This window comes from Roseibium sp. JB4-4, assembly GCF_055693425.1.
This window is the reverse complement of record NZ_CM146333.1, coordinates 4,552,141-4,577,850: the sequence shown is the minus strand read 5'-3', so window position 1 is coordinate 4,577,850 and position 25,710 is coordinate 4,552,141. Positions and strand designations below refer to the sequence as shown.

Annotated in this window: 23 protein-coding genes and 1 pseudogene; 10 read left to right on the top strand and 14 right to left on the bottom strand. The window is 55.9% G+C overall.

Features of this window, described 5'->3' with window-relative positions:
* Positions 1–57 precede the first annotated feature (57 nt).
* From ACZ1HV_RS21505 to ACZ1HV_RS21470, 8 genes and pseudogenes are all read right to left on the bottom strand, one after another.
* Positions 58–1,602: a sulfatase family protein gene (locus ACZ1HV_RS21505; RefSeq protein ID WP_472716258.1), complete on the bottom strand. Its 1,545-nt coding sequence runs from the start codon at positions 1,600–1,602 to the stop codon at positions 58–60.
* Between the two features lie 56 nt (positions 1,603–1,658).
* Positions 1,659–2,120 carry an oligopeptide/dipeptide ABC transporter ATP-binding protein gene (locus ACZ1HV_RS21500; protein ID WP_472718483.1) on the bottom strand — a complete coding sequence of 154 codons (462 nt, stop codon included), beginning with the start codon at positions 2,118–2,120 and terminating at the stop codon, positions 1,659–1,661.
* An 18-nt stretch (positions 2,121–2,138) separates the two neighbouring features.
* A pseudogene (locus tag ACZ1HV_RS21495) lies at positions 2,139–2,605 on the bottom strand (ATP-binding cassette domain-containing protein); the annotation flags it as partial.
* 28 nt (positions 2,606–2,633) lie between these two features.
* The gene (locus ACZ1HV_RS21490) at positions 2,634–3,491 is read right to left on the bottom strand and encodes an ABC transporter ATP-binding protein (RefSeq protein WP_472716257.1); all 858 of its coding nucleotides are present in this window, start codon (positions 3,489–3,491) and stop codon (positions 2,634–2,636) included.
* 168 nt (positions 3,492–3,659) lie between these two features.
* A complete protein-coding gene (locus ACZ1HV_RS21485) occupies positions 3,660–4,802 on the bottom strand; it encodes an ABC transporter permease (protein WP_472716256.1) in 1,143 nt (380 codons plus the stop codon).
* Positions 4,799–5,782 carry an ABC transporter permease gene (locus ACZ1HV_RS21480; protein WP_152504166.1) on the bottom strand — a complete coding sequence of 328 codons (984 nt, stop codon included), beginning with the start codon at positions 5,780–5,782 and terminating at the stop codon, positions 4,799–4,801. Before ACZ1HV_RS21480 ends, ACZ1HV_RS21485 begins: the two co-directional genes overlap by 4 nt.
* 121 nt (positions 5,783–5,903) lie before the next feature.
* Complete coding sequence (locus ACZ1HV_RS21475; RefSeq protein ID WP_298813142.1) at positions 5,904–7,844, bottom strand: ABC transporter substrate-binding protein; 1,941 nt, start codon at positions 7,842–7,844, stop codon at positions 5,904–5,906.
* A 36-nt stretch (positions 7,845–7,880) separates the two neighbouring features.
* Positions 7,881–9,101 carry a mandelate racemase/muconate lactonizing enzyme family protein gene (locus ACZ1HV_RS21470; RefSeq protein WP_472716255.1) on the bottom strand — a complete coding sequence of 407 codons (1,221 nt, stop codon included), beginning with the start codon at positions 9,099–9,101 and terminating at the stop codon, positions 7,881–7,883.
* Positions 9,102–9,315: 214 nt separating this feature from the next.
* Between ACZ1HV_RS21470 and ACZ1HV_RS21465 the strand changes: the two genes are divergently transcribed.
* Positions 9,316–9,975, top strand: a complete 660-nt coding sequence (locus ACZ1HV_RS21465; RefSeq protein WP_298813144.1) for a GntR family transcriptional regulator — start codon at positions 9,316–9,318, stop codon at positions 9,973–9,975.
* A gap of 28 nt (positions 9,976–10,003) precedes the next feature.
* Here the strand turns inward: ACZ1HV_RS21465 and ACZ1HV_RS21460 are convergent, their stop codons facing one another.
* Both ACZ1HV_RS21460 and ACZ1HV_RS21455 read right to left on the bottom strand, forming a co-directional pair.
* Positions 10,004–11,620: a GMC family oxidoreductase gene (locus ACZ1HV_RS21460; RefSeq protein ID WP_472716254.1), complete on the bottom strand. Its 1,617-nt coding sequence runs from the start codon at positions 11,618–11,620 to the stop codon at positions 10,004–10,006.
* On the bottom strand, positions 11,617–12,348 hold the full coding sequence (locus tag ACZ1HV_RS21455; protein WP_298985697.1) for an FCD domain-containing protein: 732 nt from the start codon (positions 12,346–12,348) through the stop codon (positions 11,617–11,619). Before ACZ1HV_RS21455 ends, ACZ1HV_RS21460 begins: the two co-directional genes overlap by 4 nt.
* A gap of 211 nt (positions 12,349–12,559) precedes the next feature.
* Between ACZ1HV_RS21455 and ACZ1HV_RS21450 the strand changes: the two genes are divergently transcribed.
* The 8 genes from ACZ1HV_RS21450 to ACZ1HV_RS21415 all read left to right on the top strand — a co-directional run bounded on the left by ACZ1HV_RS21450 (position 12,560) and on the right by ACZ1HV_RS21415 (position 21,533).
* Positions 12,560–14,029, top strand: coding sequence for an aldehyde dehydrogenase family protein (locus tag ACZ1HV_RS21450; RefSeq protein WP_472716253.1), 1,470 nt, complete (start codon positions 12,560–12,562; stop codon positions 14,027–14,029).
* A 53-nt stretch (positions 14,030–14,082) separates the two neighbouring features.
* Positions 14,083–15,054: an ABC transporter substrate-binding protein gene (locus ACZ1HV_RS21445; RefSeq protein WP_298813153.1), complete on the top strand. Its 972-nt coding sequence runs from the start codon at positions 14,083–14,085 to the stop codon at positions 15,052–15,054.
* Between the two features lie 69 nt (positions 15,055–15,123).
* Positions 15,124–16,644, top strand: a complete 1,521-nt coding sequence (locus ACZ1HV_RS21440; protein WP_472716252.1) for a sugar ABC transporter ATP-binding protein — start codon at positions 15,124–15,126, stop codon at positions 16,642–16,644.
* Entirely contained in the window at positions 16,641–17,624 is a 984-nt protein-coding gene (locus tag ACZ1HV_RS21435) for an ABC transporter permease (protein ID WP_472716251.1), read from the top strand. The genes ACZ1HV_RS21440 and ACZ1HV_RS21435 overlap by 4 nt, the downstream gene beginning before the upstream one ends.
* A gap of 3 nt (positions 17,625–17,627) precedes the next feature.
* The gene (locus ACZ1HV_RS21430; protein WP_298813156.1) at positions 17,628–18,626 is read left to right on the top strand and encodes an ABC transporter permease; all 999 of its coding nucleotides are present in this window, start codon (positions 17,628–17,630) and stop codon (positions 18,624–18,626) included.
* Positions 18,626–19,735 (top strand): mandelate racemase/muconate lactonizing enzyme family protein, encoded by a 1,110-nt coding sequence (locus ACZ1HV_RS21425; protein WP_472716250.1) that lies wholly within the window; start codon positions 18,626–18,628, stop codon positions 19,733–19,735. Before ACZ1HV_RS21430 ends, ACZ1HV_RS21425 begins: the two co-directional genes overlap by 1 nt.
* On the top strand, positions 19,732–20,760 hold the full coding sequence (locus ACZ1HV_RS21420) for a zinc-dependent alcohol dehydrogenase (RefSeq protein ID WP_472716249.1): 1,029 nt from the start codon (positions 19,732–19,734) through the stop codon (positions 20,758–20,760). The genes ACZ1HV_RS21425 and ACZ1HV_RS21420 overlap by 4 nt, the downstream gene beginning before the upstream one ends.
* Positions 20,761–20,762: 2 nt before the next feature.
* Complete coding sequence (locus ACZ1HV_RS21415) at positions 20,763–21,533, top strand: SDR family oxidoreductase (protein ID WP_472716248.1); 771 nt, start codon at positions 20,763–20,765, stop codon at positions 21,531–21,533.
* A gap of 7 nt (positions 21,534–21,540) precedes the next feature.
* On the opposite strand, the gene ACZ1HV_RS21410 is transcribed toward ACZ1HV_RS21415, so the two are convergent.
* Positions 21,541–22,443 carry a LysR substrate-binding domain-containing protein gene (locus ACZ1HV_RS21410; protein ID WP_472716247.1) on the bottom strand — a complete coding sequence of 301 codons (903 nt, stop codon included), beginning with the start codon at positions 22,441–22,443 and terminating at the stop codon, positions 21,541–21,543.
* Between the two features lie 98 nt (positions 22,444–22,541).
* On the opposite strand from ACZ1HV_RS21410, the gene ACZ1HV_RS21405 reads away from it, so the two are divergent.
* Positions 22,542–23,246, top strand: a complete 705-nt coding sequence (locus ACZ1HV_RS21405; RefSeq protein ID WP_298813167.1) for an SDR family oxidoreductase — start codon at positions 22,542–22,544, stop codon at positions 23,244–23,246.
* On the opposite strand, the gene ACZ1HV_RS21400 is transcribed toward ACZ1HV_RS21405, so the two are convergent.
* The 3 genes from ACZ1HV_RS21400 to ACZ1HV_RS21390 are packed head-to-tail and all read right to left on the bottom strand — an operon-like array spanning position 23,243 to position 25,706.
* The gene (locus tag ACZ1HV_RS21400) at positions 23,243–23,992 is read right to left on the bottom strand and encodes an SDR family NAD(P)-dependent oxidoreductase (RefSeq protein ID WP_298813168.1); all 750 of its coding nucleotides are present in this window, start codon (positions 23,990–23,992) and stop codon (positions 23,243–23,245) included. The genes ACZ1HV_RS21405 and ACZ1HV_RS21400 overlap by 4 nt on opposite strands.
* Positions 23,989–24,810: a carbohydrate ABC transporter permease gene (locus tag ACZ1HV_RS21395; protein WP_298961603.1), complete on the bottom strand. Its 822-nt coding sequence runs from the start codon at positions 24,808–24,810 to the stop codon at positions 23,989–23,991. The genes ACZ1HV_RS21400 and ACZ1HV_RS21395 overlap by 4 nt, the downstream gene beginning before the upstream one ends.
* A 5-nt stretch (positions 24,811–24,815) precedes the next feature.
* Entirely contained in the window at positions 24,816–25,706 is an 891-nt protein-coding gene (locus tag ACZ1HV_RS21390; protein ID WP_472716246.1) for a carbohydrate ABC transporter permease, read from the bottom strand.
* Between the last annotated feature and the right edge of the window lie 4 nt (positions 25,707–25,710).

Below are 25,710 nucleotides of genomic sequence, written 5' to 3'. Positions count from 1 at the left end.
TCTCTTTGCTGAAAAAATCCGACCCTCAACGGCGCTGAATGCCCAGGGGTACGGACACTAGTGCCAGCCGACTCGCGGTGCGACAGGGACTTTGTCATCCGGTCTGCTGCGGATCATGTCCATATGCTCTTTCACAATCGCAGCGTAGCCTGCATCTTCGAAAAGGTTCGCCATTTCCGATGGGTCGTCGCGAAGGTCGTAGAGCTCACCCGTTTCCGTTTTCAGATCGACCGACATACGGTAACGTTGGCTTCGAACTGTCGTCAGGTCCATATCAATGCCGCTTCTGGCAGCATCGACCTCCCATTCGTTAAGCGCAAAGTCCCGGCTTTCCTTTCCAAACATCACCGAACGCAATGACCGGCCATTGTCAGGCGAGGCCTCAATGCCGGCCAGGTCCGCAAGTGTTTGTCTCAGGTCTACAGTAGATACGGGGTCTTGAACAACGATCCCTTCCGGAATGGACGGCCCTCGGATCAGGCATGGTACGCGAAGCAGGCCATCATAAAGCATTGGCCCCTTGAGCAGCAGGCCATGGTCACCAAGCCACTCGCCGTGGTCGCTGATAAAGACGATGATGGTGTTTTCAAGTTCGTTGCTTGCTTCAAGCGCTTCGAAAATCCTGCCGACCTGAGCATCAATCCAGGCAATCATCCCGTAGTAGATCGCGGTGATGTCCCTGAGCTGTTGCTCTTCAAGCGGGTCCACGACACCCCAGTTCTTGCCGCCTTCTGCGTGCTCGCGTTTGAGGTTATGCCGTACTGGACTTTCCAGAAACGCGCGATGCCACCAGGGCCGATTGTCCAGGTCAAGCTGCCAATGGCGCGGAAGGTCTACCTCATCGGGATGATACAGATCGCACCAGGGTTTAGGCGCCAGAAACGGAGGATGCGGATCTGGAAAGGAGACCCAAGCAAACAACGGCTTGTCGCCCTTGTTCTTGATCATGTCGATCGCTCGATCCCCTATCCAGGGAGAAGAATGCCAACCAGGCTCGAGCGCTGAACGCCAGGCCTGATAATGCGACGTTTCCGGAAGTACATGCTCTTTGGCGCGGATCCAGCGAACCCGGCCACCGCCATCGTTATCCAGAAAATTCTCGTAATGAAGCGTGTAAGGTGCCTCTTGCCATCCGCAATGGTGGTGCGGGCGCAGCATCAACTCAACCTGCCGGAAACCAAAGTAAGGGCCACCCCAGTCCGCCGGGAAGTCCGCGGTGCTGTGATAACACTCAGGTGCGCCGGTGGGATGGAAGGTTTCGTTGCTGGCAAAATGGGCTTTGCCGATAAATCGCGTTTCATAGCCGGCATCTGAAAAGACATTGGCCATGCCCAGGGAACCTATTTTCTCGCCGAGGTTTCGACCGTTGTCCCTGACGCCATGGGTGTAGGGCAGTTTGCCCGTCAAAATGGAAGCTCTTGCCGGCTGGCACATTGGATGGGGCGTAATGCACTTCGCAAACATTGCCCCGCTCCGGCCGATTCTGTCGATATTGGGTGTCCTCACGTGCCGATTGTCGAGACCAATGCAATCGCCGCGCTGCTGATCTGTCGAAATCAAGATGACATTCGGTTTGCCCGCGCGCGGCTGTTCAATGGTCATGAGGGGTCTGGTCCTAACTCTTTTTTGAGATGAAAAGATCGTTGCCGGCGGGTCCTTCAGATTTCGCCCGCGAAGTGACAAAGCACGTCCGAATCCTGAACTCGCTTGGCGGGTGGTGCCTCATTGCGGCAAAGGTCCGTTGCGTGCGGGCACCGCGCCGCAAAACGGCACCCTTTGGAACCTGCGCCAACGTCAGCGAGCTTGGAAACCTTGTGTTTGCCACGCCGCTTGCGTGGGTCAGGCACTGGAACTGCATCAAGCAGCGCGCGTGTGTAAGGGTGTTTGGGCGCTCGAAACAACGCCTCCGTTTCCGCCAACTCAACCACCTGCCCGAGATACATCACGGCAATGCGGTCACAGATGTGCTCAACAACCGCCAGATCATGTGCGATGAACACATATGTGAGCGAAAACTCTTCCTGCAGATCCTGCAAGAGGTTCAAGATCTGTGCCTGAATGGAGACATCGAGTGCCGAGACCGCTTCATCGGCAATGATCAATTCAGGCTGTGTTGCCAACGCCCTGGCAATGCCCAGTCTTTGGCGCTGCCCCCGGAAAACGCATTCGGATAACGCATCAGAAATTCGGGTCTCAGCCCAACCTGCCTCAGCAGCTGTGCTACACGCTCAGACAGATCCTTGCCACTCAACCCTTCAGACTTTCGCAGGCTTTGGCCGACAATTTCCAAGACGCGCAGTCGTGGGTTTAGCGAGGACTGAGGATCTTGAAACACCATGCGCATGTCTTTCCAGATATCGCGCAATTCAGCCTTGCCGCTCCGGCAAAGATCCACTTCCTGACCGTCCTTCCGGCGCAGAACAATACTGCCCGAAGACGGCTTAAGCACTCTCATGATGCATCGGCCGAGTGTCGTCTTGCCGCTTCCGCTTTCACCGACGATTCCGAAGGTTTCACGGCGGCGAACGTCAAAACTGATCCCGTCGACAGCTCGAACCACGTCTGTCGACTTGCCGAAGAAACCACCTCCCACGGGGAAATGCATATTGAGGTCCCGGACCTTCAGAATGGTATCAGACACTGGCGGTCTCCTCTTGATAGAGGAAACAGGCAACATCCGTTTTGCCGCTTTTCAAAAGCCCGGGCTCATCCTTGTCGCAAACACCAGCCATGACCTGGCTGCATCTTGTGCGAAAGGCACAGCCTGAGGGTCGTGCAAGCGGATGGGGAACCATGCCCTTGATCGCTGGCAGTCTATGACGTTTTTCCATTCCCAACTTCGGAACCGATTGCATCAGGGCCTGGGTGTAGGGATGGCGCGGATCTTCGAAGATCGAAAAGACATCGCCCTTCTCGACGACCTTGCCCATATACATTACCGAAACATCTTCAGCGACTTCCGCAACCACACCCAGATCATGCGTGATGAGCAGGACACCCATCTCCAGCTCCTCCTTGAGCTCCGCTATCAGATCAAGGATTTGCGCTTGCGTGGTCACATCCAGTGCCGTCGTCGGTTCGTCGGCGATCAACAGGCGCGGCCTGCATGAAAGCGCCATGGCGATCATGGCGCGTTGACGCATGCCTCCCGACAATTCGAAGGGATAAGCCTCGAACCTTTCCGATGGACGGGGAATGCCTACCTTGTCGAGCAGCTCGATCGCCTGTTCCTTTGCTTCTGCCCTGGATACACGGCGATGCAAATGGATCGTTTCGACAATCTGCTTTCCGACCTTCGTAATCGGCCCGAGCGAGGACATAGGCTCCTGAAAGATCATGGCAATATCCTGTCCGCGGATTTCGCGGAGATCCCGAGAGCCAGGCCGCATTTTCGCAAGATCGACAGAGCGTCCGTCTCCGGGCCGGTAAATGATACTGCCCTCTACGATCTTGCCCGGCGCATCAACAATGCGGAGGATCGAGCGTGCCATGATCGACTTGCCACAACCAGACTCCCCAATATGCAGTGCGTTCTGTTCGCGTGGATGTCCAGATCGACACCTTCGACTGCTTTCACCACCCCATCGTCGGTAAAGAAATGCGTCTTCAAACCCCGGATCTCGACCAGTGGCTGAACGGTATGGCTTGTCTGGTCTGGTTCAGTGTGCATGCGGATCTGCGGCATCACGAAGGCCGTCTCCCAGAAAGTTGAGTGCCAGAACGGCAATCACGATCATCGTTCCCGGCGCAATCAGCAGCCAGGGCGCTTCAATGATCGAGCGGATGTTCTGTGCCTCTTTCAAAAGCGTTCCCCACGACACGATAGGCGGCTGAAGCCCGATACCGAGAAAAGACAAGGACGTTTCGGCCAGGATCATCAACGGAACGGCCAGGGTCAAAGAGGCGATGATGTGACTGGAGAACGAAGGCACCATGTGTTTGCGGATAACTTCCCAATCCGTCAAACCGTCAAGACGGGCCGCCGTGATGAAGTCTTCGTTTCTGAGCGACAGGAACTTGCCGCGAACCTCGCGCGCAAGGCTGGTCCATCCGATCATCGAAACGATAATGGTGACCACGAAATAGGTATAAAGCGGTGGCCATCCGAGCGGGATCGCCGCAGCAAGCCCCATCCATAACGGTATGGTGGGTATGGATCGCAAAAACTCGACCAGGCGCTGAATGAGCGTATCGACCCATCCGCCATAGTAGCCTGAAAGCCCGCCCAGAGAGACGCCGATCACCAGCGAGACGACAATGCCGACAAGCCCGATGGACATCGAAATCTTGGTGCCGATGATAATGCGGCTCAGGATATCCCGGCCCAATCTGTCCGACCCGAGAAAATAGACGATATCACGCGGGTTCTTCGGGCCGAAGAAGTGGGTCTTTGAGGGGATCAGACCCAGGATCTTGTAGCTGTAGCCTTCCACGAAAAACCCGAGCGGGATGATCTTGTCCGGGTCCTGGACATAGCTGCGCCGCATGGTTGCCCGGTCCACCTGCATTTTTAGCGCCTTGGCGTGAAGCTGGAAGGAACGGCTACCATCCTCATCTGTCACCAGGAAGTGAATTCCCTGCGGAGGTACGAAAATGCCCCTGCGGTTGGTCTCGTCGACTTTTTCCGGCGCCAGGAAGTCGCCGAACAAGGCCATGAAATAGATAAGACCGGTGATCCAAAGACTGACATAGGCAACACGATGGCGCCGGAACTTCCGCCACATCAGAGCCCAGGGGCCTAGCAGCTCCGGCGTGTGTTCTTCTTCAGTGCCCGACGGCCCAAGCGTTGTTTCAACGGTCATTGATAGCGGATCCTCGGATCAATCCAGGCAAGTAGCAGGTCGGAAACCAACGTACCGATCACGGTCAGTATGCTGACCAGGAGGATGAGCGAACCTGCGAGATACATGTCCTGGACCAGCAAAGCCCTGAGGAGAAGCGGTCCGGTCGTCGGCAGGTTCATGACAACCGCAACAATGATTTCACCGGAAACCAATGTGGGCAGGATCCAGCCAATGGTCGAGACGAAGGGATTGAGTGCCACCCGAACCGGGTACTTGAGCAGAAGCTGGAACTCGGACATGCCCTTGGCACGCGCCGTTACGACATAAGGCCTGTAAAGCTCGTCCAGGAGGTTCGCGCGCATGATGCGGATCAGCGCCGCTGCACCCGAAGTGCCGACAACCACGATCGGCATCCAAATGTGCGCCAAAAGATCCAGAAACTTGTCGAACGTCCAGGGCTCGCCGAGATATTGCGGGCTGACAAGCCCGCCGACACTCTGGCCGAAATACTTGAAGGCCACATACATCATCACCAGAGCGAGCAGGAAATTTGGAACCGCAAGCCCGATGAACCCAAAAAACGTGGCGATATAATCCCCGGCGGAATATTTGCGCACGGCGGAATAGATGCCGATCGGAAGTGCTGTCATCCAGATGAAAAGAAGTGTCATCAGGGAAATGGCGAAGGTCCAGCCCAGCTTGTCCCAGATGATGTCGTTGACGGGAATGTTCTTCTCAAAAGATATCCCGAAATTGCCGTGAAACAGGATCTGGGACATCCATTTGAGATACTGAACATACATCGGCTGACCGAGACCGTACTGATCCCTCAACGCCTGCATGGTGCCCTCGTCAAGGCCTCCGGAATCACTCAATTCAGCCGCCAACGTGTCCAGATAGTCACCAGGTGGCAGCTGAATGATCACGAAGGTCACGACCGAAATCAGAAAAACGGTCGGGATCATGTAAAGAAGGCGTCGGTATAAAAAGCCAAACATTGCCGATGTTGCCCGCCAGGGATGATACCAGAGAAAAACCGCGAGGTGCCGGGAGGACATGGCAAACCTCGCGGTGGAGTGCACCCGGTCGCAACATTGAGAGACCGGGTGACAAGTTTACTTAAGGCAGGTTGTCGCCGCCTTCGAAGTAAAACTGCGACGTATAGGGTGCCGGCGTCCACAACTGTCCGGCAATTGGCATCGGGTCCACGTGGTTGCGCAGATTGTTCCTTGCGATACCGAATGCCCCGTTGCTCTGGATAAGACCCACTGTCAGCAATTGCTTGCTGGCACTGTCGATGAGTTTCACCAGCGCTTCTTCCTGTTTTGCAGGATCGGCGGTTGAGGTCACGCCACGGTAGATCTCAAAGAGTTCCTTGATCTCTTCCGGAGGTTCCGTTCCAGTGCTCGGATCCGCCCCCCAGGCTGCCCATTTGGGTGCCCAGAACACAGCCTGGCCACGCGGCACGTAACAATCCGGATTGGCATAGGCATCGACCAGTCCACCCGGGCAGTTCCAAAGATAGGCGTCGTGCTCACCAGAACTGACAATCTCGAACAGTCGTGATCTGTCGCTTGCCCTGACCTGGAAATCCAGACCGACATCCTTGGCGTAACCGGCAACCAGTTCCATTACATCCGGGTATTGCCAGCCGAATACATCTGCGACCAGAAAAACAATCGTAAACCGTTCGCCATCGGGCCCAAGTCGAAAACCATCCTCATCCTTCTTGTCCAGCCCGATGCTGTCGAGCAGAGCGCCGGCCTTTTCCGGATCATAGCTTGTGGAGTGCTTTGCCCATTCTTCGTTGTAGAAAGGAGATAGGGGATGCGGCGCAGTCTGAACCGGATTTCCCGCACCAAGGTACACAATGTCGTTGATCGCTTCCCGATCAACTGCATGGCTGACGGCCTTGCGGAAATCGAGGTTGTTGACGATCTCGTTTTTCACCGGATCTGCATTATTCAGATTGAACATGAGCGCCGTCTGGCTGCCGGGAATGTCTCCAACCTGATAGAAATCGTACTTGCCCCGGTCCTTGTTGTCCGTCAGCGCCGCGAGATTGACAGGTCGGCCGATATGGCGCGCCATATAGTCGATCTCTCCATTGAAGGCCTTGAGCAAGATGGCTTCAACGTCTTCCACCTGATCCCACGTGATTTGATCGATATACGGCAATTGCTGGCCATCCGGATCGACCTTCCAGAAATAAGGGTTACGCTCAGCAACGACCCGTTCTGTTGCGCCGTAGCCATTTTTCAGATGCCAGGGATGCAACGTCGGACGGTCAGCATTTTGCCAGAATATGGGCGTGTGCATGGGACCGGCCTTGAGATTGAACAGCTGAACCCAATCTGCTGCTGCCGGCTCTGCATCTACCAGTTTCTGAACATCCGGATTGTGGTCGATATGGAATTGAGCGAGATAGTGCTTCGGAAAGTTGACGACGTAATATCCGAATCCGTAAGCCATGTTCTGAAGGAACAGTCCGTTCGGCTCCTCAAACTTGAATTCTACGGTCGTGTCGTCGATCTTCTTGACCTGCACCGGACCCGCCGTCTCGACAAAATTCGGGTGCTTGCTCGGCGTCAGCCGCTCATCAAGCAGAACCTCATACCAGAACATGATGTCATCGGCCGTGAACGGCTCGCCATCCGACCATTTCATGCCCTCACGCAGCTTGAATGTGAAGGTTGTGGCGTCGTCGGAAACCTCGAAACTTTCTGCAATATTCGGTTCAATAGAAGACCAGTTCGGGCTCCAACGGACCAGGTTTTCAGAGCCAATCAAACGCACAATGTTGTGCTGATCCCCGCCACCGAGAATGGCGCGCCTCAAGGTGCCGCCATATTCTCCAACACTGGTGATCGGCTCCATGACCAAAGGTGACTTTGGCAGTCTTTCCTCAACACTTGGCAACTGACCCGCCTTGACCTTATCGGCAAGTTGCGGTGCTTCCTTGAAGTCCGCTGCGAGAGCAGTTCCCATGTGCAGCATCGTCAGGGATGCCATGGCAACGCCACCGATCAGAACAGACTTCAGATTTCTCTGCTTACTCATTTGCTCCTCCTCTATCAGCAAAGAGAATTCGAACCGTCACCAATTGGTGACCGAACCATCCGGGTGCCGCAGATGCGGCGCTTCGACATGAGCCGGGCTTTGACCTGAGATCGCTTCTTCGTCGACCTCCACGCCCAGTCCGGGCCCTTCGGGGATCTGGTAGTTGGGGCCATCCAGAACGGGCTGGACGGGAAACAATGCGGGGTCGTGAAATCCGAGATCCTCGACCGGGGATTGGCGTGTTTCCAGCCAGCTGAAATTGGACACAGCCGCTGACAGATGAACGGTTGCGGCCGTACAGATGGGTCCAAGTGGATTGTGGGGCATCAGGTCGATGTAAAAACGCTCCGACCATCCCGCGACCTTCATGGCTTCGGTGAAGCCACCGATATTGCAGATATCAAGGCGCATGTATTGTGTTAGCCCCTGCTCCAGGAAGGGAGCGGCAGCCCATTTTGAGGCGAACTCCTCACCAACGGCAAAGGGGATATTTGTCATTGTGCGCAGCGAGGCATAGGCCTCCGGCGCCTCACTGCGAATGGGCTCTTCCAGAAAGTCGAGCGTCCCGGCTGGCAACATGGCACAGAAGCTGGCGGCCTCTGCAACACTCAACCGGTGATGCATGTCTATGCCGAGCGTGACCGCATGCCCGAATGTCTGTCTGATTTCAATCAGATCTCCAGCCACGTCCCCAAGACCGGCCTTTGGATCGAAAATCACATCGTCTCTGAAATTGGAGGGATAGATCCGTATGCAATCCCAACCTGCCTGCACGAGTTCCCGGCATTGCCTCAAAAGCTCAGAGCGTGATGTCGCCATCGTGCTCGCAAATGTCGGAACAACATCTCGCTGCCGCCCGCCAAGCAATTGATAGACCGGCACGCCCAGTCGTTTCCCCAGCACATCATGAAGCGCGATATCGATCGCGGAAATGGCTGCTGTCAGGACCCTGCCGCCCTCAAAATACTGACTGCGGTAGCATTCCTGCCAGATCCGGCCGATGCGTCTGGAATCCTGGCCCAGAAGAAAGGATGCGAAATGATCGATCGCCGCTGAAACCGCGCCTTCACGGCCGGAAAGGCCACTTTCGCCCCAGCCATGCAATCCGTCCTCTGTTACCAGCTTTACCAGCAACTGATTTCGCTTGCCCACGCGAACGACAAAGGGCGTGATGGATGCAATCCGCGCTGCGCGATCCTCCCACCCCCGCGAGACTGGCGTTGCCTCATAGTCAACAACTCCTGAAGCCTCTTTCATGTCGCTTACCTCTCTTCCAATTGCAGGCAAGCTACACCAAAGAATCAAAATCGTCGACTATTTTTTTAGTTTAGTCGATTTTTTTAAGATTTTAACGCATCTTTTGCAGTGTATTCACGAACAAAATGTGGCAAAAGATCAAAACTACGGATTGAGCGGACGCGTTTCGGTTGCTACCAATGACGCGCGGACGACACGTCACCCAAGGAAAAGCATGAGCACATTCAGCAAATCCGATGACCAGGAAGCTTCGTTGTATGATGCGGTGCTTGATGAGATATCGACGGGTCGCCTGGAGGCTGGCCAAAGACTGAAGGTGTCAGAACTGGCCAATCGCTTCGGCGTGAGCACAAGCCCCGTTCGTGAAGTATTGAGGCTACTGCAGGGTGAGGGATTTGTTGAAATTCACCCAAACCGCGGTGCCGTGGTCAAGCAGGCGGATGCCAATACCATTCAGAACATCTTCGAAGTGCTGCAGTTGCTGGAGCCCTATTTTGTTTCCTGGTTTGCCGACTATGCCCAGCCGGAAATGATTGAAGAGATGGAAGACATTCAAAGGCGGATCGAAGAACTGCCAACTGCGGACCTGATTGCCTTTCGGAAACTGGATATCGAATTTCACTGGGCTATTTGCCGCCAGCACTACAATCATGTGGCGGCCGATCTCTGGAGGAAGCTGCGCACAGCGTTGAACGTTCACGGAGCAAAACTGAGAATTAGCCCTGTACGTTACCAGACGATCATGGAAGAGCATCGAGAGCTGATCGCGGCATTCAAGGCACATGACGCGGCTCGCGCGGAAGCAGCGATCAACAAGCATGTTGCGGGGTCATTCACCCAAATGTCGCAACAGATGCGCGCACTCGGCATTTGAACTCCGCAGGGTTTGGAAGGCGCGCCTGCTAGTGCTGCAACACAAATTCTGCGCATCTTGAGCCCAGCATCATTGCCGGAGCGTTCGTGTTGCCCGCGTTGATATCCGGCACAGCAGACATGTCGCAAACGCGTAGTCCCTCGACACCCCTTACCCTGAGCCTGGCATCAAGTACGGCCATATTGTCACTGTCCGCGCCCATGCGCGCCGTGCCGGCGGGATGATAGTTTGTTTTGACAAATCTCTTGCAGTGCTGCCTGAGCGCCTCATCTGACGTGTCGCCTGCATCCGGAATGGCCACGCCCTTCAACCTTGAGGCAAGAGGCTCCGCGCGAAAAGCTTCCAGGAAGAACCGCTGCCCGGCGATCATTTCCGCCATATCCTCTTCGTGCTTCAGAAGATTGGGGCACACGACCGGCATTTCAGCAGGGTCGGCGGACGCCAGCCTCACCTCTCCTCGAGATTTCGGTTTTACAACGACCGTTGTAACGGTGACACCGTGGCCGTCTTTCAGCTCTGACTGCGCATCCCGGTCAAGATAAACGATCGGTACGCAAAATGCCTGAATCGTCGGATTTTCCGTTCTATTGCTCGGATTGACAAATGCCCCGGCCTCAACGCCTGCGGATGTTATGCGACCACTGCCGAATATCTTATACTGGATCCCGTTCCACAGCATTCGCCACCCTTCACCCTGACGGTAGTAGCCGTGAGGACCATTGGCATATGCAGTGATTGGCACCTCCGGGTGGTCGATCAGGTTCTGCCCGACACCCGGCAAGTCCGCCTCCACCTTGATATCGTGCTCTGCAAGATGAGCCGGATTGCCGATACCCGACAACATCAGAACTTTGGGCGTGACCAGTGCACCGGCGGCGAGGATCACTTCGCCATCCGCATGGACCGTTTCCACACCGTTCTGATCTCGGTACCTGACGCCGACAACGCGTCCGTTTTCAACAATAACCTTTTCCACTTCAGCCTGAAGTTTGATGGTTAGCCGGCCATCGCCCTTCAACGGCTCAAGAAAAGCATATGCAGTCGAGCTGCGCCTGCCATTGCGGTTTGTGAACTGATAAAATCCGACACCGCGCTGCGAAACTCCATTGAAATCGGTGTTATAGGGCTCGCCGAGCGACTGCACCGCCTGGACGAACCAGCGCGACATCGTATCGACATATCCTGGGTCAGAGACTTTCACCTCGCCGTCGGTTCCGTGAAGATCGCCCGCCAACCGGTTGTTGGCTTCCATGCCTCTGAAATGCGGCAACACATCGGACCAAGACCAACCCGGATTGTCGTTGTTTTCGCGCAGAAGTTCGTTCCAGGCATCATAGTCGCCCGGCCTGCCGCGCATATAGACCTGAGCATTGACCGAGGAACCACCCCCAAGAACATGCCCTTGCGGGATGTCATGCACGCGGCCATCAAGATGCGGTTGAGGGACCGTTTTATGGTACCGCATGTACTTGGAGCCATTGATCATTTTGAAGATACCAGGAGGCATGTCCAAGAGCGGGTGGCGATGGGAATGGCCGGCCTCTAGCAGAAGCACCCGCGCATTGCCTTTTGTGACCAGCCGCGCCGCAGCAACTGCTCCACCGGACCCTCCCCCGACAACGATGTAATCATAGGCTGCAGTCATTCCTCTCCCCAGTCAAATGTCACCCGGACAAACTCCCATGCCGCTTTGAGGTGATTGGTCAGCGCTTCTTCTGCAGCTGCCGGATCCCGCTCCAGGATGGCATCCAGAATTGCCTTGTGAGCGATGTAGTTCACCTCGTTCCTTTCCGGAGAGCGGAGCATCTGGTCCCACTGCGGAGCCAGCCATGAGGTGTAACCTTCGTGAATAGCCGGAAAGATCGGGTTTCTTGGTATCCGGTAAAGAACACCATGAAACGCCACATCGGTTCTGTAGAATTCCAGTGAATCCGGGATGGCGTTTCGGTTGTTCTCAAGCGCGGCTTTCAGGTCGACGATGTCTTCCTTGCGAGCCGACATGGCGGCATCGCGAACAAGAGCCCGCTCCATAAAGACGCGGCTGTCATAGAGGTTCTTGATGCCTGTCTTGTCCGTTAGAAGATGCTGCACAACATTCCCACAGGCGTGTAGGACAGTCGCATAGTCAGGCTTGCGCACGATCGGCCTGAAGCGCGGTCGCGTTTCGACCAGCCCGAGGCTCGAGAGCTTTGAAATTGCTTCTCGGATCACCGTTCGGCTGGTACCGAACTGCTCCATCAACTCACGCTCGGCCGGTAACGGCGCTTTGTTTTTGAGTTGCCCTGACACGATCTGCGCTTCGAGTGCCGCGACGACGTTGTCAGCCGCACGCCCTGCGTCGTTACCGATCTCCACGGAAGTTCTGTTTTCCATCTCAATCCTCTATTGATCGCTTTTTTGGTATGACAGAAAATACCTCTTGGTAAAACCATTTTTTCGGAACTATTTCCCATCAGGTATTTTTATTGTTTATTTTCAATATTTTATCATTTTGTCTATATCGTTGATCCAAATTTGGTTTGACATTTGAGCATATCTGCATCTTATTACTTTTAGTTTGGTCATACCAAAAGGCGTTGACTCAGTGTTTGATTTCACATTCTCCGATGGACAAACCGTTTCGGCGGGCATGTACATCAATGGCCGTTGGATAATGCGCGATTCCAGCACGGCAATTGAAGTCGAAAATCCGGCGACCGAGGCCGTTTTGGCCACGATCATCGACGGAACAGAGGAAGACGCGGTCACTGCCCTTAGATCCGCCCAGGCCGCACAGCCGGCATGGGCCGCGTTGCCTGCGATTGAACGGGGCAAAGCGGTTTCGGCACTGGCAGATGAAATAGCAGCACATGAGGATGCTCTGGCTCGGTTGGTTAGCCTTGAGCAGGGCAAACCTCTTGCACATGCCCATGACGAAATCGGAGCAACGCAAACTTTCTTGCGGTACGCGGCCGAAAACGCGCGGCGGATCGAAGGCGACATCGTCACCTCCGACAATACATCTGAGGAAATCCACATCCGCCGCCATCCATACGGCGTGGTTGTCGGCCTGACAGCTTGGAACTACCCGTCCGCACTCGCCGCCAGAAAACTCGGACCGGCACTGGTCGCCGGCAATACCTTTGTGCTGCTGGCCCACGAAATAACACCTCTGTCCGGTCTTGCCCTGGCAACGTTGAGTGAAAGAGCCGGAATTCCAGCCGGCGTTTTCAATGTCGTTACGGGTCGCGGCCGCGTCGTCGGCGAGAAGCTCGTCAAAAGCCCGCTTTCGAACCTCGTCACGATGACAGGCAGCACCCGCGCTGGCCAGGAGATCTACCGGGCCAGTGCCGACCTCATCAAGGTTGTCCGGTTGGAGCTCGGCGGCAAGGCTCCTTTCATTGTCATGGAGGATGCTGACATCGACGCGGCGGTCGGCGCTGCGGTTGCAGCCCGTTACACCAATTGCGGACAGATCTGCACCTGCAACGAACGCATGTATTTGCACCGTGGGATCGCCGACGAATTTCTCGACAAGTTCGTCAAGGCCTCAAAGGACCTGACCATTGGCGACCCGCTGCGTCCGGTTGATCTAGGCCCAAAGGTGAGCCGGCTGGAGCGTGACAAGGTCGCACAGATAGTCGCCACCAGCATCGACGCGGGTGCCGACGTGCTTTTGAAAGGCGGTATCCTGGACAGTGGCCCTTACCAGAAGGGACACTGGCTTGCGCCAACTGTCCTGGAAGCCAAAAACAACAGCCTCCCGGCAATACGTGATGAAGTATTCGGCCCGGTAGCAACCGCGATGCGGATAGACAGTTTTGAGGAAGCCGTTCAACTGGCCAACGACACCCAGTTTGGTCTCTCGGCTTACCTCTTCACCAATAACTACAAAAGACTGGCACGTGCTCCCTATCTTCTGAATTTCGGCGAACTCTACCTCAACCGGTCGAACGGTGAAGCCGTCCAAGGTTTCCATACCGGCTGGGGCATGTCCGGACTTGGAGGTGAAGACGGCCGCTATGGCTTCGACAACTATCTGCGCAAGCAGACAGCTTATCTGAATTGGGGTTAGCGCCTCATAGAAGCGGCCCGGAGGATTTTGGCCGCACCTTTGTGGAGGAAAAAATGAAACGTACTCTCTTGATGGCAACCGCCATTGCAATCGGCGCGATGACGACAATGGCATCGGCATCCGGACTTCCGCCTCTGGAACAAAAAGACCGCTACAAGGTCGGGTTTGCCCAGATGGAATCCAACAACCCTTGGCGCATCGCGGAAACCAAGTCCTTTCATGACACTGCTGAAAGCTGCGGTTGGGATTTGATCGCGACCGACGCTGCAGGCTCTGCCGCAAAGCAGGTTGCGGATGTCGATAGCATGATCGCACAGGGCATCGATGTCCTCTTCTTGCCGCCACGCGAAGAAAAGCCGCTCATTCCTGCAGTCAAGAAAGCCAAGGCTGCCGGTATTCCGACATTCCTGGTTGACCGTTCCGTCGACCCCAATGCGGCAAAACCGGGCGAAGACTTCGTTGCCTTCCTGGGCTCCGATTTTATCGACCAGGGCCGCCGCGTTGCCGAGTGGACCATCGAAAAATTCGAAGGTGACAAGGGCATTATCGTTCAGCTTGAGGGCACGACCGGGTCTTCACCGGCCAACGACCGCAAGAAGGGTTTTGACGACCGCATTTTGCAAGACAGCCGCTTCGAGATTGTTGCGTCTCAGTCGGGCGATTTTGCCCGCGACCTCGGGCGTCAGGTCATGGAGACCCTCCTTCAGGCTCATCCGGACGTGAACATCGTCTATGCCCATAACGATGAAATGGCGATTGGAGCCATTCAGGCACTCGAACTTGCCGGACGCAAGCCTGGCGAAGACATCCTGGTTGTTTCGATCGACGGAACACGTGATGCGCTCCAGGCCATCATCGACGGCAAGATGGGCGTCACGGTTGAAAGCTCGCCGTTCTTCGGACCGCTCGCTTGCGAGACCATGAAGCGCTACGCGGCTGGCGAAACCATCGAACCCTGGGTTCAGGTCAAGGACCGCATCTTCACTCCCGAGAATGCAGCGGATCACATCGACGAGGCTTACTGAACCCCGCCTGCCGGAAGGGACACCCCTTCCGGCATTTTCTTGAATTCTGAAGTCCGAACTGGAGTGGATATGGCGCCGCTATTAGCCATGTCTGGGATAAAGAAGCATTTCGGTGGGGTGCCCGCGCTCAGGAGCGCTTCACTCGAAATCAAGCCGGGAGAAGTCCACGCCCTGATCGGTCAAAATGGTGCGGGCAAATCTACCCTCATCAAGATTCTGACCGGCCTGTATAGGCGCGACGAAGGCGAAATTGAATTCGCCGAAGCACCCAGCCACCTGACCTCTCCCAGAGAAGCACAGGAAACCGGTATCGCAACGATTTACCAGGAACTGAACCTGGTGCCGCTGCGTTCTGTCAGCGAAAATGTCGTCATGGGCCAGGAACCCAGAACACTTGGCTTTCTGATCAACTGGCCTGAGGCCCACAGGCGGACCCAGGAAATTCTGTCGCGATTTGGTATCGACATCGATGTAACCGCCCCGCTCGGCAGCTATTCGACGGCCATCCAGCAACTTGTCGCGATTGCCAGGGCGGTGTCCATGGATGCCAAACTGGTCATCATGGATGAACCGACATCGTCCCTCGACAGTTCAGAAGTCGAGATCCTGTTTGGTGTTGTCCGTGAGCTCAAATCCTCAGGTGTTTCCGTTCTTTACGTTTCACATTTTCTCGATGAGCTGTTTCAGATCTGCGATCGCGTCACCATCATGCGCGACGGCCAGACGGTCGGATGCGAGACGATTGAAGATACGTCCAAACTGGACCTGATCGCAGCCATGCTTGGCCGCAATGCCGAGGAAATTGAAGCCGAAGGCCTGACGGAACTTGCCGGTGGCAAGCAGGCTTACGAAGAAATCGTGCTTCAGGTGGACAAAGTTTCCACTGGTCCTCGCCTGAGCGAATTTTCCATGACCCTTCATCGCGGCGAAATTGTCGGCCTTGGCGGCCTGCTCGGCGCGGGACGGACGGAAGCTGCCCGATCCATTTTCGGACTGGATCCCTTGACCGGCGGCAACATGCATTTGAAAGGTGCACCATATGCACCAACTGAGCCGGCGGAGGCCATAAAGGCCCGGATCGGGTTTCTGACCGAAGATCGCAAGGCTGAGGGCATCATCCCGCATATGTCAGTGCGGGAAAATCTTACGCTGGCCCTGCTGCCGCACCTTCGAAAAAGCGGCCAGATAGACCTTGAACGCGAAAAATCGCTTGTCGAAGACTTCATCAGTCAGCTCGGGATCAAGACAGCGCATATGGATCAGCCGATCCGGGAGTTATCCGGAGGCAATCAGCAAAAGGTCCTCCTTGCGCGCTGGCTGGCGACCAAGCCCGACATTCTCATTCTGGATGAACCGACGAGAGGGGTCGATGTCGGCGCAAAGCGCGAGATCCAGACCATCATCCGAAACTTTGTCGATGAAGGTCACGCGGTCATATTGATCAGTTCCGAATTCGAGGAGCTGGTTGAAGGCGCCAATCGCATTGTCGTAATGCATGAAGGCAAGGCGGTTTCAGAACTCACCAACCCCGGCATCACCGAGAACGCGCTCGTCAGGGCCCTCGCTCATCACGAGGAGCCTGCACCATGACAAGCCTTACGTCGGAAGAACCCATGCGAACAGATTTCACGAACCGGTTGAAGCAGCATGGTGGGCTCGTCGCCCTGGCAGTCATTCTGATCTTCAACATCCTCGTCACGCCTAATTTCCTTCAGGCGCAGACACTCGCCGTCAACATTTCTCAAGTGGCAACAATCGCCATTGTTGCCATGGGCATGACGTTGGTGATAGCGACCGGTGGCATTGACCTGTCCGTCGGTGCCGTCATGGCACTGAGTGGCGCGCTTGCACCGCTCATATTCCTTTCCGAATTCGGCACCACCTATCCGGTGCTGGGACTTCTGGCTGCGCTCTTCTTTCCTCTCGTCGCGGCACTTGTCTGCGGATTGTTCAACGGTGCAATCGTCGCTGTCTTGAAAGTTCAGCCGATTATCGCAACGCTGATCCTGTTCATTTCAGGCCGCGGCATTGCCCAGGTACTGACCAACGGCAATCTTCAAACCTTTTCCAATCCCGAGTTCAGCTATCTCGGCACAGGAAAGATCCTCGGCTTTCCGTTCCAGGGCTGGCTGGCTATCGCAATTGCGTGCTTGTTGTTCTGGCTGGTCAACAGAACCATCTTCGGCCGCTACCTGCTGGCAATCGGCGGCAACGAGCGGGCTGCGAAACTCTCCGGTGGACCGGTCCGCCGCGTCAAGATTGGCGCATATGTCATCTGTTCAGTGCTGTCCGGCCTTGCAGGACTTATTGTTGTTGCCATCAATTCGGCCTCGGACGCAGCCCGTAACGGCAACCTTATGGAACTTGATGCAATCGCGGCAGCGGTTGTCGGTGGCGCACTGCTTCAGGGTGGCAAGGCACCGATCTTCGGCGCTATTCTCGGCGCGGTCATCATCCAGCTTGTCAAATACACGCTGCTTGCCAACGGTGTTGAAGACGAGGTCGCCCTGATTGCCAAAGCGGCAATCATTCTGGCAGCGGTCTATATCCAGCAAGCGCGAAAGGAATGATCCGTGCTTGATCAAAATGCTTTTGACCTGCGGAAATATATATCCCGCAACCCGCAATCTGTTGCCGTCTGGATCGCGCTGATCGTTTTGATCGCGTTCGGACTGATGCGCTACGACAACTTCGGCAGCGCCTACAACATCACGTCCTTCCTGAACTACAATGCGATGTTCATCGCAATCTCGGTCGGCATGTGCTTCGTGATCTTGACCGGCGGCATAGACTTGTCGGTCGGCTCCGTTGCCGCATTCACCTCGGTCGTTGCGGCTTACCTCAGCCCTTACGGGATTGAAGTCGCGATGCCATTGGCAATCCTCTCCGGCGTTGCTTTCGGCATCTTCAATGCGATCTGCATCGTTTATCTGCGAATTCCTCCTTTCATAACGACACTGGCGACGATGCTCGGCGCCAAGGGAGGCTCGCTCGTGATTTCCGGGGCACAAACCATCTCGGTCGATTGGGGATCCAACTTCACCAAGCTCGGAATGGAAAAGGCATTTGATGTTGTGCCCTGGACGATCGTGCTCGTCGCAATCCTGGTCGTGGCGCTCTGGGTCGTACTGGAGATGACAAGCATCGGCAGAACCATTCTGGCTGTCGGCGGCGGTGAAGACGCGTCCGTAATGATGGGGCTGAAGGTCAATCGGGCCAAGATCTTCGCCTATTCCGTGTCAGGTGGCTGCGCTGGCCTCGCCGGTGTGTTTCTCGCGTCCGGTTTCGGAGCCGGACAGCCGCTGGAAGGTGTCGGCTGGGAGCTTTCAGCCATCGCCTCCGTCGTGGTTGGCGGCACATTGCTGACCGGCGGACTTGGATCTATCCCTGCAACGGTCGCTGGGGCCTTGTTGCTTGGCCTTGTCTTCAATATTCTCAACTTCGAAAACGGCAAGGGCTGGATCAGCTTCAGTGCTTACTGGCAGATGGTTATCCGTGGTGCATTTCTCTTTGCGGTCATTTTGTTCCAGACCCGTGTGATGAACCGCAATTCGGTTGTGGGGCACGGCTGATGGCAACAATCAAATCCATCGAGACAAAGCTCTTCCACGTTCCGTTGGCCGAAGTGCTGGTTGACGCCAAACACGGCACGCACACGCTGTTTGAGCTCGTAACGGCAACAGTCACGCTTGAGGACGGTTCTACCGGAACGGGTTACACCTACACCGGGGGCAAGGGCGGTTATGCCATAGCGGCCATGATCCACCACGACCTCGCACCGTTTCTGATCGGGCAGGACCCTGCCTGCGTCGAGGGGCTGTACGACGGCATGCAATGGCATGTCCATTATGTCGCCAGGGGCGGCATCGCATCCTTTGCCATTTCCGCGCTCGACATCGCCCTGTGGGACATTCGCGGCAAAACCCGCGGGTGGCCATTGTGGAAACTTGCCGGTGGAGCGGACAAGTCCTGCAGGGCCTATTGCGGCGGCATTGACCTGAATTTTCCGCTGCCAAAGCTTCTCGACAGTATTCAGGGCTACCTCGATCGCGGGTTCAATGGCGTCAAGATCAAGATCGGGCAACCGACGCTTGAGGAAGACGTCGAGCGTGTGGCCGCGGTCAGAAACCTCATCGGTCCTGACGTTGCCTTTATGGTCGATGCAAATTATTCGATGTCCGTCGACGAGGCGATCAAGGCTGCCAAGGCCTTTGAACCTTTCGACCTCCTGTGGTTTGAGGAACCCACTATCCCCGACAACTACAAAGGTTATGGCCAGATCGCAGATGCAACGGGCATGCCGCTCGCAATGGGAGAAAACCTGCACACGATCCATGAATTTGAATATGCCTTCGACCAGGCGAAGCTGAGCTTTGTCCAGCCGGATGCGTCCAACTGCGGCGGCATCACAGGCTTCCTGCAAGTCGCGGATCTTTCCAGGCAACATAATGTGCCGATCTGCAGCCACGGCATGCAGGAGCTTCATGTCAGCCTCGTGTCTGCGCAGTCGAATGCAGGCTGGATCGAAGTCCATTCCTTTCCGATTGACCAGTACACACGGCGGCCGCTAGAGGTGAAAGATCATCTGGCGCGCGCACCGGAGACGCCGGGGACCGGCGTCAGTTTCGACTGGTCGCTACTCGACCCCCACAAAGTGCTTACCTTTCAGAGGCCAACATGATCAGCCAGGCAGCCGTCTATCGCGGCGACAAGACCTTTTCACTTGAGCAAAAGGACGTTCAACCACCGGGCCCCGGTGAGGTGCAGATCAAAGTCGCCTATTGCGGCATTTGCGGAACCGACTTGCACATCTTTCTCGGGCACATGGACCAGCGTGTCGGTTTTGAAAGAACGATCGGCCACGAAATGTCCGGCACGATTTCCGCAACCGGCGAAGGCGTAACAGGACTTGCGGCAGGACAGCACGTGGTTGTCAGGCCCCTCGACCACTGTGGTGACTGCCCGGCCTGCAACGCGGGACATGAGCACATTTGCCACAAGCTCAAATTCATCGGGATCGATTCTGAAGGAGCCTTTCAGGAATACTGGAACGTACCGGCGCATACGATCCACGTTCTGCCCGAAGGCCTGGATCTCTCGCATGCTGCATTGATCGAGCCATTGGCTGTTGCCTGTCATGACGTTGAGCGTGCCAAACTGGTCAAAGATGAAGACGTGCTCGTGATCGGCGGAGGCCCCATCGGCTTGCTGGTCGCGCTTGTCGCCCGCCAGGCGGGCGGCAATGTCATCATCAGCGAAATCAGCGATACCCGACTGGCCTACGCGGAAAAACTTGGCTTCAAGACCATCAATCCGAAATCCGACGACCCCGTTGAAAAGGTCAATGCTCTGACCGGAAACAAAGGGGCTGACGTTGTTTTTGAAGTGTCCGGCAGCCAGCCCGGTGTCGACCTGATGACTGCAGCAGCTGCCACCCGGGGCCGGATTGTCATGGTCGCCATTCATGCAAGCAAACCGACGATCGACCTGTTTCAATTTTTCTGGCGAGAACTTGAACTGTTCGGTGCGCGCGTCTACCGGCCAGAAGACTACGACACGGCGATGCGTCTCTTGAACGAGGGTGTCGTCGACTGCGCATCCTTCATAACGGACATAAAGCCACTCGGTGAAATTCAGTCAGCCTTTACGGCACTGACGCAGAACCCGAGTGCCATCAAGTCCATGATCCAGATTGCCAGGGATTGAAAATGAGCGTTTTGGACACCTTCAACCTTGCCGGAAAAACCGCACTTGTCACCGGTGCAAAACGGGGTATCGGCAAAGCCATGGCCGTGGCACTTGCAGAAGCAGGTGCCGATATTGTTGCCGTCAGCGCGAGCCTGGAAGCCTCGGGCAGCGATGTTGAGCGGGAAGTAAGAGCCTTGGGGCGGCAGTTTTCCGCCTATCAATGCGACTTTTCGGGTCGGGCTGCCCTTAAATCCTTTGCGGAAGCCGTCAACCGGAACCATCCGGTGATCGACATTCTGATCAACAATGCCGGCACCATCAAACGCGCTCCGCTGCAGGAACACGGCGATGAAATCTGGGATGAGGTCATTGAGGTCAATCTGTCATCCCAGTTCATACTCACCCGTGAGATCGGCAAGGGTATGGTCGAAAGAGGATCTGGGAAAGTCATCTTCACGGCATCATTGCTGACATTCCAGGGTGGCATCACCGTACCGGGCTATGCCGCTTCGAAAGGCGGCATCGGCCAGTTGACCAAAGCCTTTGCGAACGAATGGGCAGCCAGCGGCATCAACGTCAACGCCATTGCGCCGGGTTACATCGCAACAGACAATACGGAAGCATTGCGGAACGACCCGGTCAGATCCAAATCGATCCTGGAGCGCATTCCGGCCGGACGATGGGGCAAGGCTGAAGACTTTGCAGGCCCGGCGGTTTTTCTGGCGTCTCCGGCATCCGACTATATGCATGGCACCGTAATGACAGTGGACGGCGGCTGGATGGGCCGCTGATACCCTTTCAGGGATGTGGCTCGAGAGGCGAGCCCCTTTCGGCCATGTCCCTGAGCCATTGAACAACACGCAACACCGCCGATGATCGCTGAACGCCCTTGCGATGCAGCAGATAGAGCGCAGACGAACTATCCAGATGCGTCTTGGCAACCACAACCAGCCTGCCGCTTTCCAGATCACGGTTGACAAGGAAACCGCTTGATAGCGCGATCCCCTGTCCCGCAATGGCGGCATCGAGCGCCAGTGCGGTCTGGTTAAACCGCATACCACGCACGCCCTCCCCGCTGCCGGCGTCACTTTCGCGAAGAATGAGCGGCCATAAATCATGATCGTCATGCAGTCTTGGCAGCGCAGCAAGCTGCGAAACGGACAGCGGCAACTCCCGATCCTTGACGAGCGACGGGGCTGAGACGGCAAGAATGTCGTTTGAGAATAGCAAGTGCTCTTGAAGGCTGGCGCCGAACGGCGGGCTACCAAGGCGAACAGCCAGATCAATACCGTCGCTGCGAAAACTGGACACCTTGTCCGTGGCCATGACCCTCAGATCTATGTCCGGATGTGCTGCACTCAAGTCAGGCAAATTTGGGATCAGCCATTTTGCCGCAAAACTGGGAGGCACGCTGATGATCACGCGAGCGCTGCCAGGACGAAGGTCTTCCATCGCCCCCCGCATCACGGCAAAGGCTTCGGATATCCGGCCATGAAAGCTTCGCCCGGCGGAGGTGAAAGACAAGCCCTTTGAGTGCCTCTCGAACAACATCAACCCGAGCCCGGCTTCCAGCGCCCTGACCTGCTGCGCGACGGCCCCTTGCGTGACACCGAGTTCCTGCGCAGCGGCCCGAAAATTCAGATGCCGGCCGGTTGCCTCAAACGCCTTGAGCCCGTTCAGATTTGGCAATTGGGATATCATGGCAATAGTTTTTCTACATTCACAGCACGCAAAACATAACTCGTAAACGTGAAAAATGCGAGCTACCTTGTAAAAAACAGGTCAAGGGAAATACGATCATGACTGTAGAAAAAGTAGCTCTCGTAACCGCTGGCGGCAGTGGCATGGGCGCGGATGCAGCAAAACGGCTCGCGCAGGACGGCTTCAAGGTCGGTATTCTTTCCTCTTCCGGCAAGGGCGAACGGCTCGGCCAGGAATTGGGAGGTTTCGGTGTTACAGGCTCAAATCTGGAAACCAGCGACCTGCAGCGCCTCGTCGACGGCGCGATGGAGCGCTATGGGCGCGTCGATGTGCTGGTCAATTCAGCCGGTCACGGACCGAAAGGCCCTGTTCTGGAGATTTCCGACGACGACTGGCACAAGGGCATGGATGTCTACTTGTTGAATGCAATCCGCCCGACGCGTCTCGTGACGCCTATCATGCAGAACCAGGGCGGTGGCAGTATCATCAACATTTCCACGTTCGCGGTTTTCGAACCCGATCCGTTGTTCCCAACATCAGCCGTTTTCAGGGCGGGGCTTGCAGGGTTCACCAAGTTGTTTGCTGACAAATACGCAGCCGACAATATTCGCATGAACAATGTGCTGCCAGGCTTCATCGACAGTCTTCCGGAAACAGAAGACAGACGCGCGCGTATCCCGATGGGCCGCTACGGTCACGCCCAAGAGGTGTCATCGCTCATTTCCTGGCTTGCCTCGGAAGGCGGCACCTACATGACAGGACAGAACTTGCGCATTGATGGTGGCCTCACCAGGTCGGTCTAGATTGCGCCCAACCGCGCCGACATGCCCTGATCGGCGACGATTTCAGCACCGGTAATTGCCGCCGCGTTCCTGCTCAGCAGGAACGCGGTGAGCTTGCCGATGTCATCGACGCTGTTCACACGGCCCAACGCGTGCCAGCTGTTGAACTCTTTGCTTCGAGCAGGGTCTTCCGCGAGGTCAGAGACCGTCTCCGTCATTGTCAGGCCCGGAGCAAGTGCGTTGACCCTGATGCCGGCAGGGCCAAGGCTCCAGGCCATGGCCCGGGTCATGGCAACAATTGCCCCCTTGGTACCGGCATAAGCCTCATACCCCTGATCGGAGGCCCGGGCATGGTTGGACGCTATGTTCACGATCGAACCTTCTCCGGCCTTTTCCATCAATGGCGCTGCTGCTTGAACACCGACAAGAACAGACCTCTGATTAACCTGCCATAGCAGTTCCATCTCATCGAGACTGAGCGCGTTGAGCGGCTTTTGAATGGTGATACCGGCATTGTTGACCAACCCGTAAATCGGCCCGTAGCATTCGTCTACTGCGGTAATCGCCTCGCTCAGGCCGACAGGATCGGCGACGTCTACCCGATGAAATACACCACCCGTTTTTTCGACGGTTTCCGCCTTGCCGGGGTCAACCTCAAACACAATGACTCGCGCACCTGCCGCCCGGCATTGCCTGACGACACCAAGCCCGATCCCTGCGCCACCACCGGTCACGATAATCGTCAGATCGTCGAGAAGCCCCGTCACTTGACCGCTCCTGCTGTGACGCCGGAAACAATCCGGCGCTGAAAAATCATAAAGAGCACCAGTAGAGGTGCCGACCCCAGAACGGCTGCTGGAAAAAGCATGTCCGGCTGAATGTTCAGGTTGCCGACGAAACGATAGACGCTGATCATGACTGTAAACTTTTCAGGCGATGACAACAGGAGCAGTGGATAGGTGAAATCGTTCCAGACCATCAGCGTCACGAACAGCGACAGTGTAGCCGTCGCCGGTCCTAGAAGCGGGCGCACAATGTACCAGTAGACTTGCCAGTCCCCACAATTGTCCAGCCGCGCGGCTTCTTCCAACTCCTTCGGAATTGCGCTGATGAAACTGGTATAGAAAAACACGGCAAGCGGCAGGTTGAGCGCCGTGAAGGCGATTACGATGCCTGGATAGCTGTCGAGCAGCCCGAGGTTCCGGAAAATCACATAAATCGGGGTGATCGTGACGAAGGGCGGGGTCGCAAGGCCAAGCGCGACGATCAGTATAACGCCACGGGTAAACCTGTTGGTGCGGCGGGCCAACGGATAGGCTGCCATGGACCCGAGGAGTGCAACCAGCACGGTCACGGTCAATGTGATGCCGAGCGAATTGAGCACTCCTTGCCAGTAATTCATGTTTTCCAGCGCATTTGCATAATTGCCTAGATAGAGAGCTTGCGGCATCGCGAGCGGTTCTTCGGCAATTTCCGCTGATGTCCTGAACGACATCATGATCATGTAAAAGACCGGTGCGAGCATCGCCAGCGTTACAACCACGACGGATGCCTGCCCGAAAATCGAAACGACGCGGCGGATCATGGGTCTCACTGATTGTCCTCCCGGCGTTTCAGGTAGATGTTCTGCACGATAGCAACAGCCACGACGATCAAGAGCATGACGATCGACAAGGCACTGGCAAAACCGAATTTGTAGCTGCCGAAAAGGTTGTTCACGATCTCAAGACTGAGTGTGTTGGTTGCCCTGTCCGGGCCCCCTCTGGTCATGATGAAGGGAAGTTCAAAGGTCTTCAGCGTTCCAACGGTCGACAGAATGATATTGACGGTGAAGCTCGGTGCCAGAAGCGGCAGTTCGAGGTAACGGAATCGCTGCCAGGACGACGCTCCGTCCAGACGCCCTGCTTCTTCAATGTCTGAGGGAATGTTGGCAAACCCAACCAGAAAGATCGCGGTCGTATACCCGACAAACATCCAGACATGCGTTGCCGCAATGGCAAAAAGCGCCGTTGAAGGATCCCCAAGCCAGCCGCGTGCGAGACTTTCAAGACCGATCGCGCTCAAAAATGCGTTCAGGCCACCGGTATAAGGTGCGTAAATGAACTGCCAGACATAGCCCACAATCACAAAGGACATCATTGCAGGCGTAAAAAGTACAGCCCTGCAAAAATTTCTGATTGCAGGCATACGGTGCAAAAGAGCTGCGAAAACAAGACCGATCAATGTCTGAAACACCACCACCAGGAAGGTGAATTTGATCGTGACCCCAACACTGTTCAAATAGCGTGAGCGAGAGAGAAATCTCTCGTAGTTCGCCCAACCGATATAGTTCGCAACACCCACGCCAGTGAAGTTGGTGAAACTCAGATTGACGGACAGCAGGATCGGATAAACGAAAAACGCTCCGATCACCAGCAGGGCCGGCACTGTAAACAGGTAAATGCGAATTGGCTGCAACACCCGACCCCACGCTTCCGGCACAAGG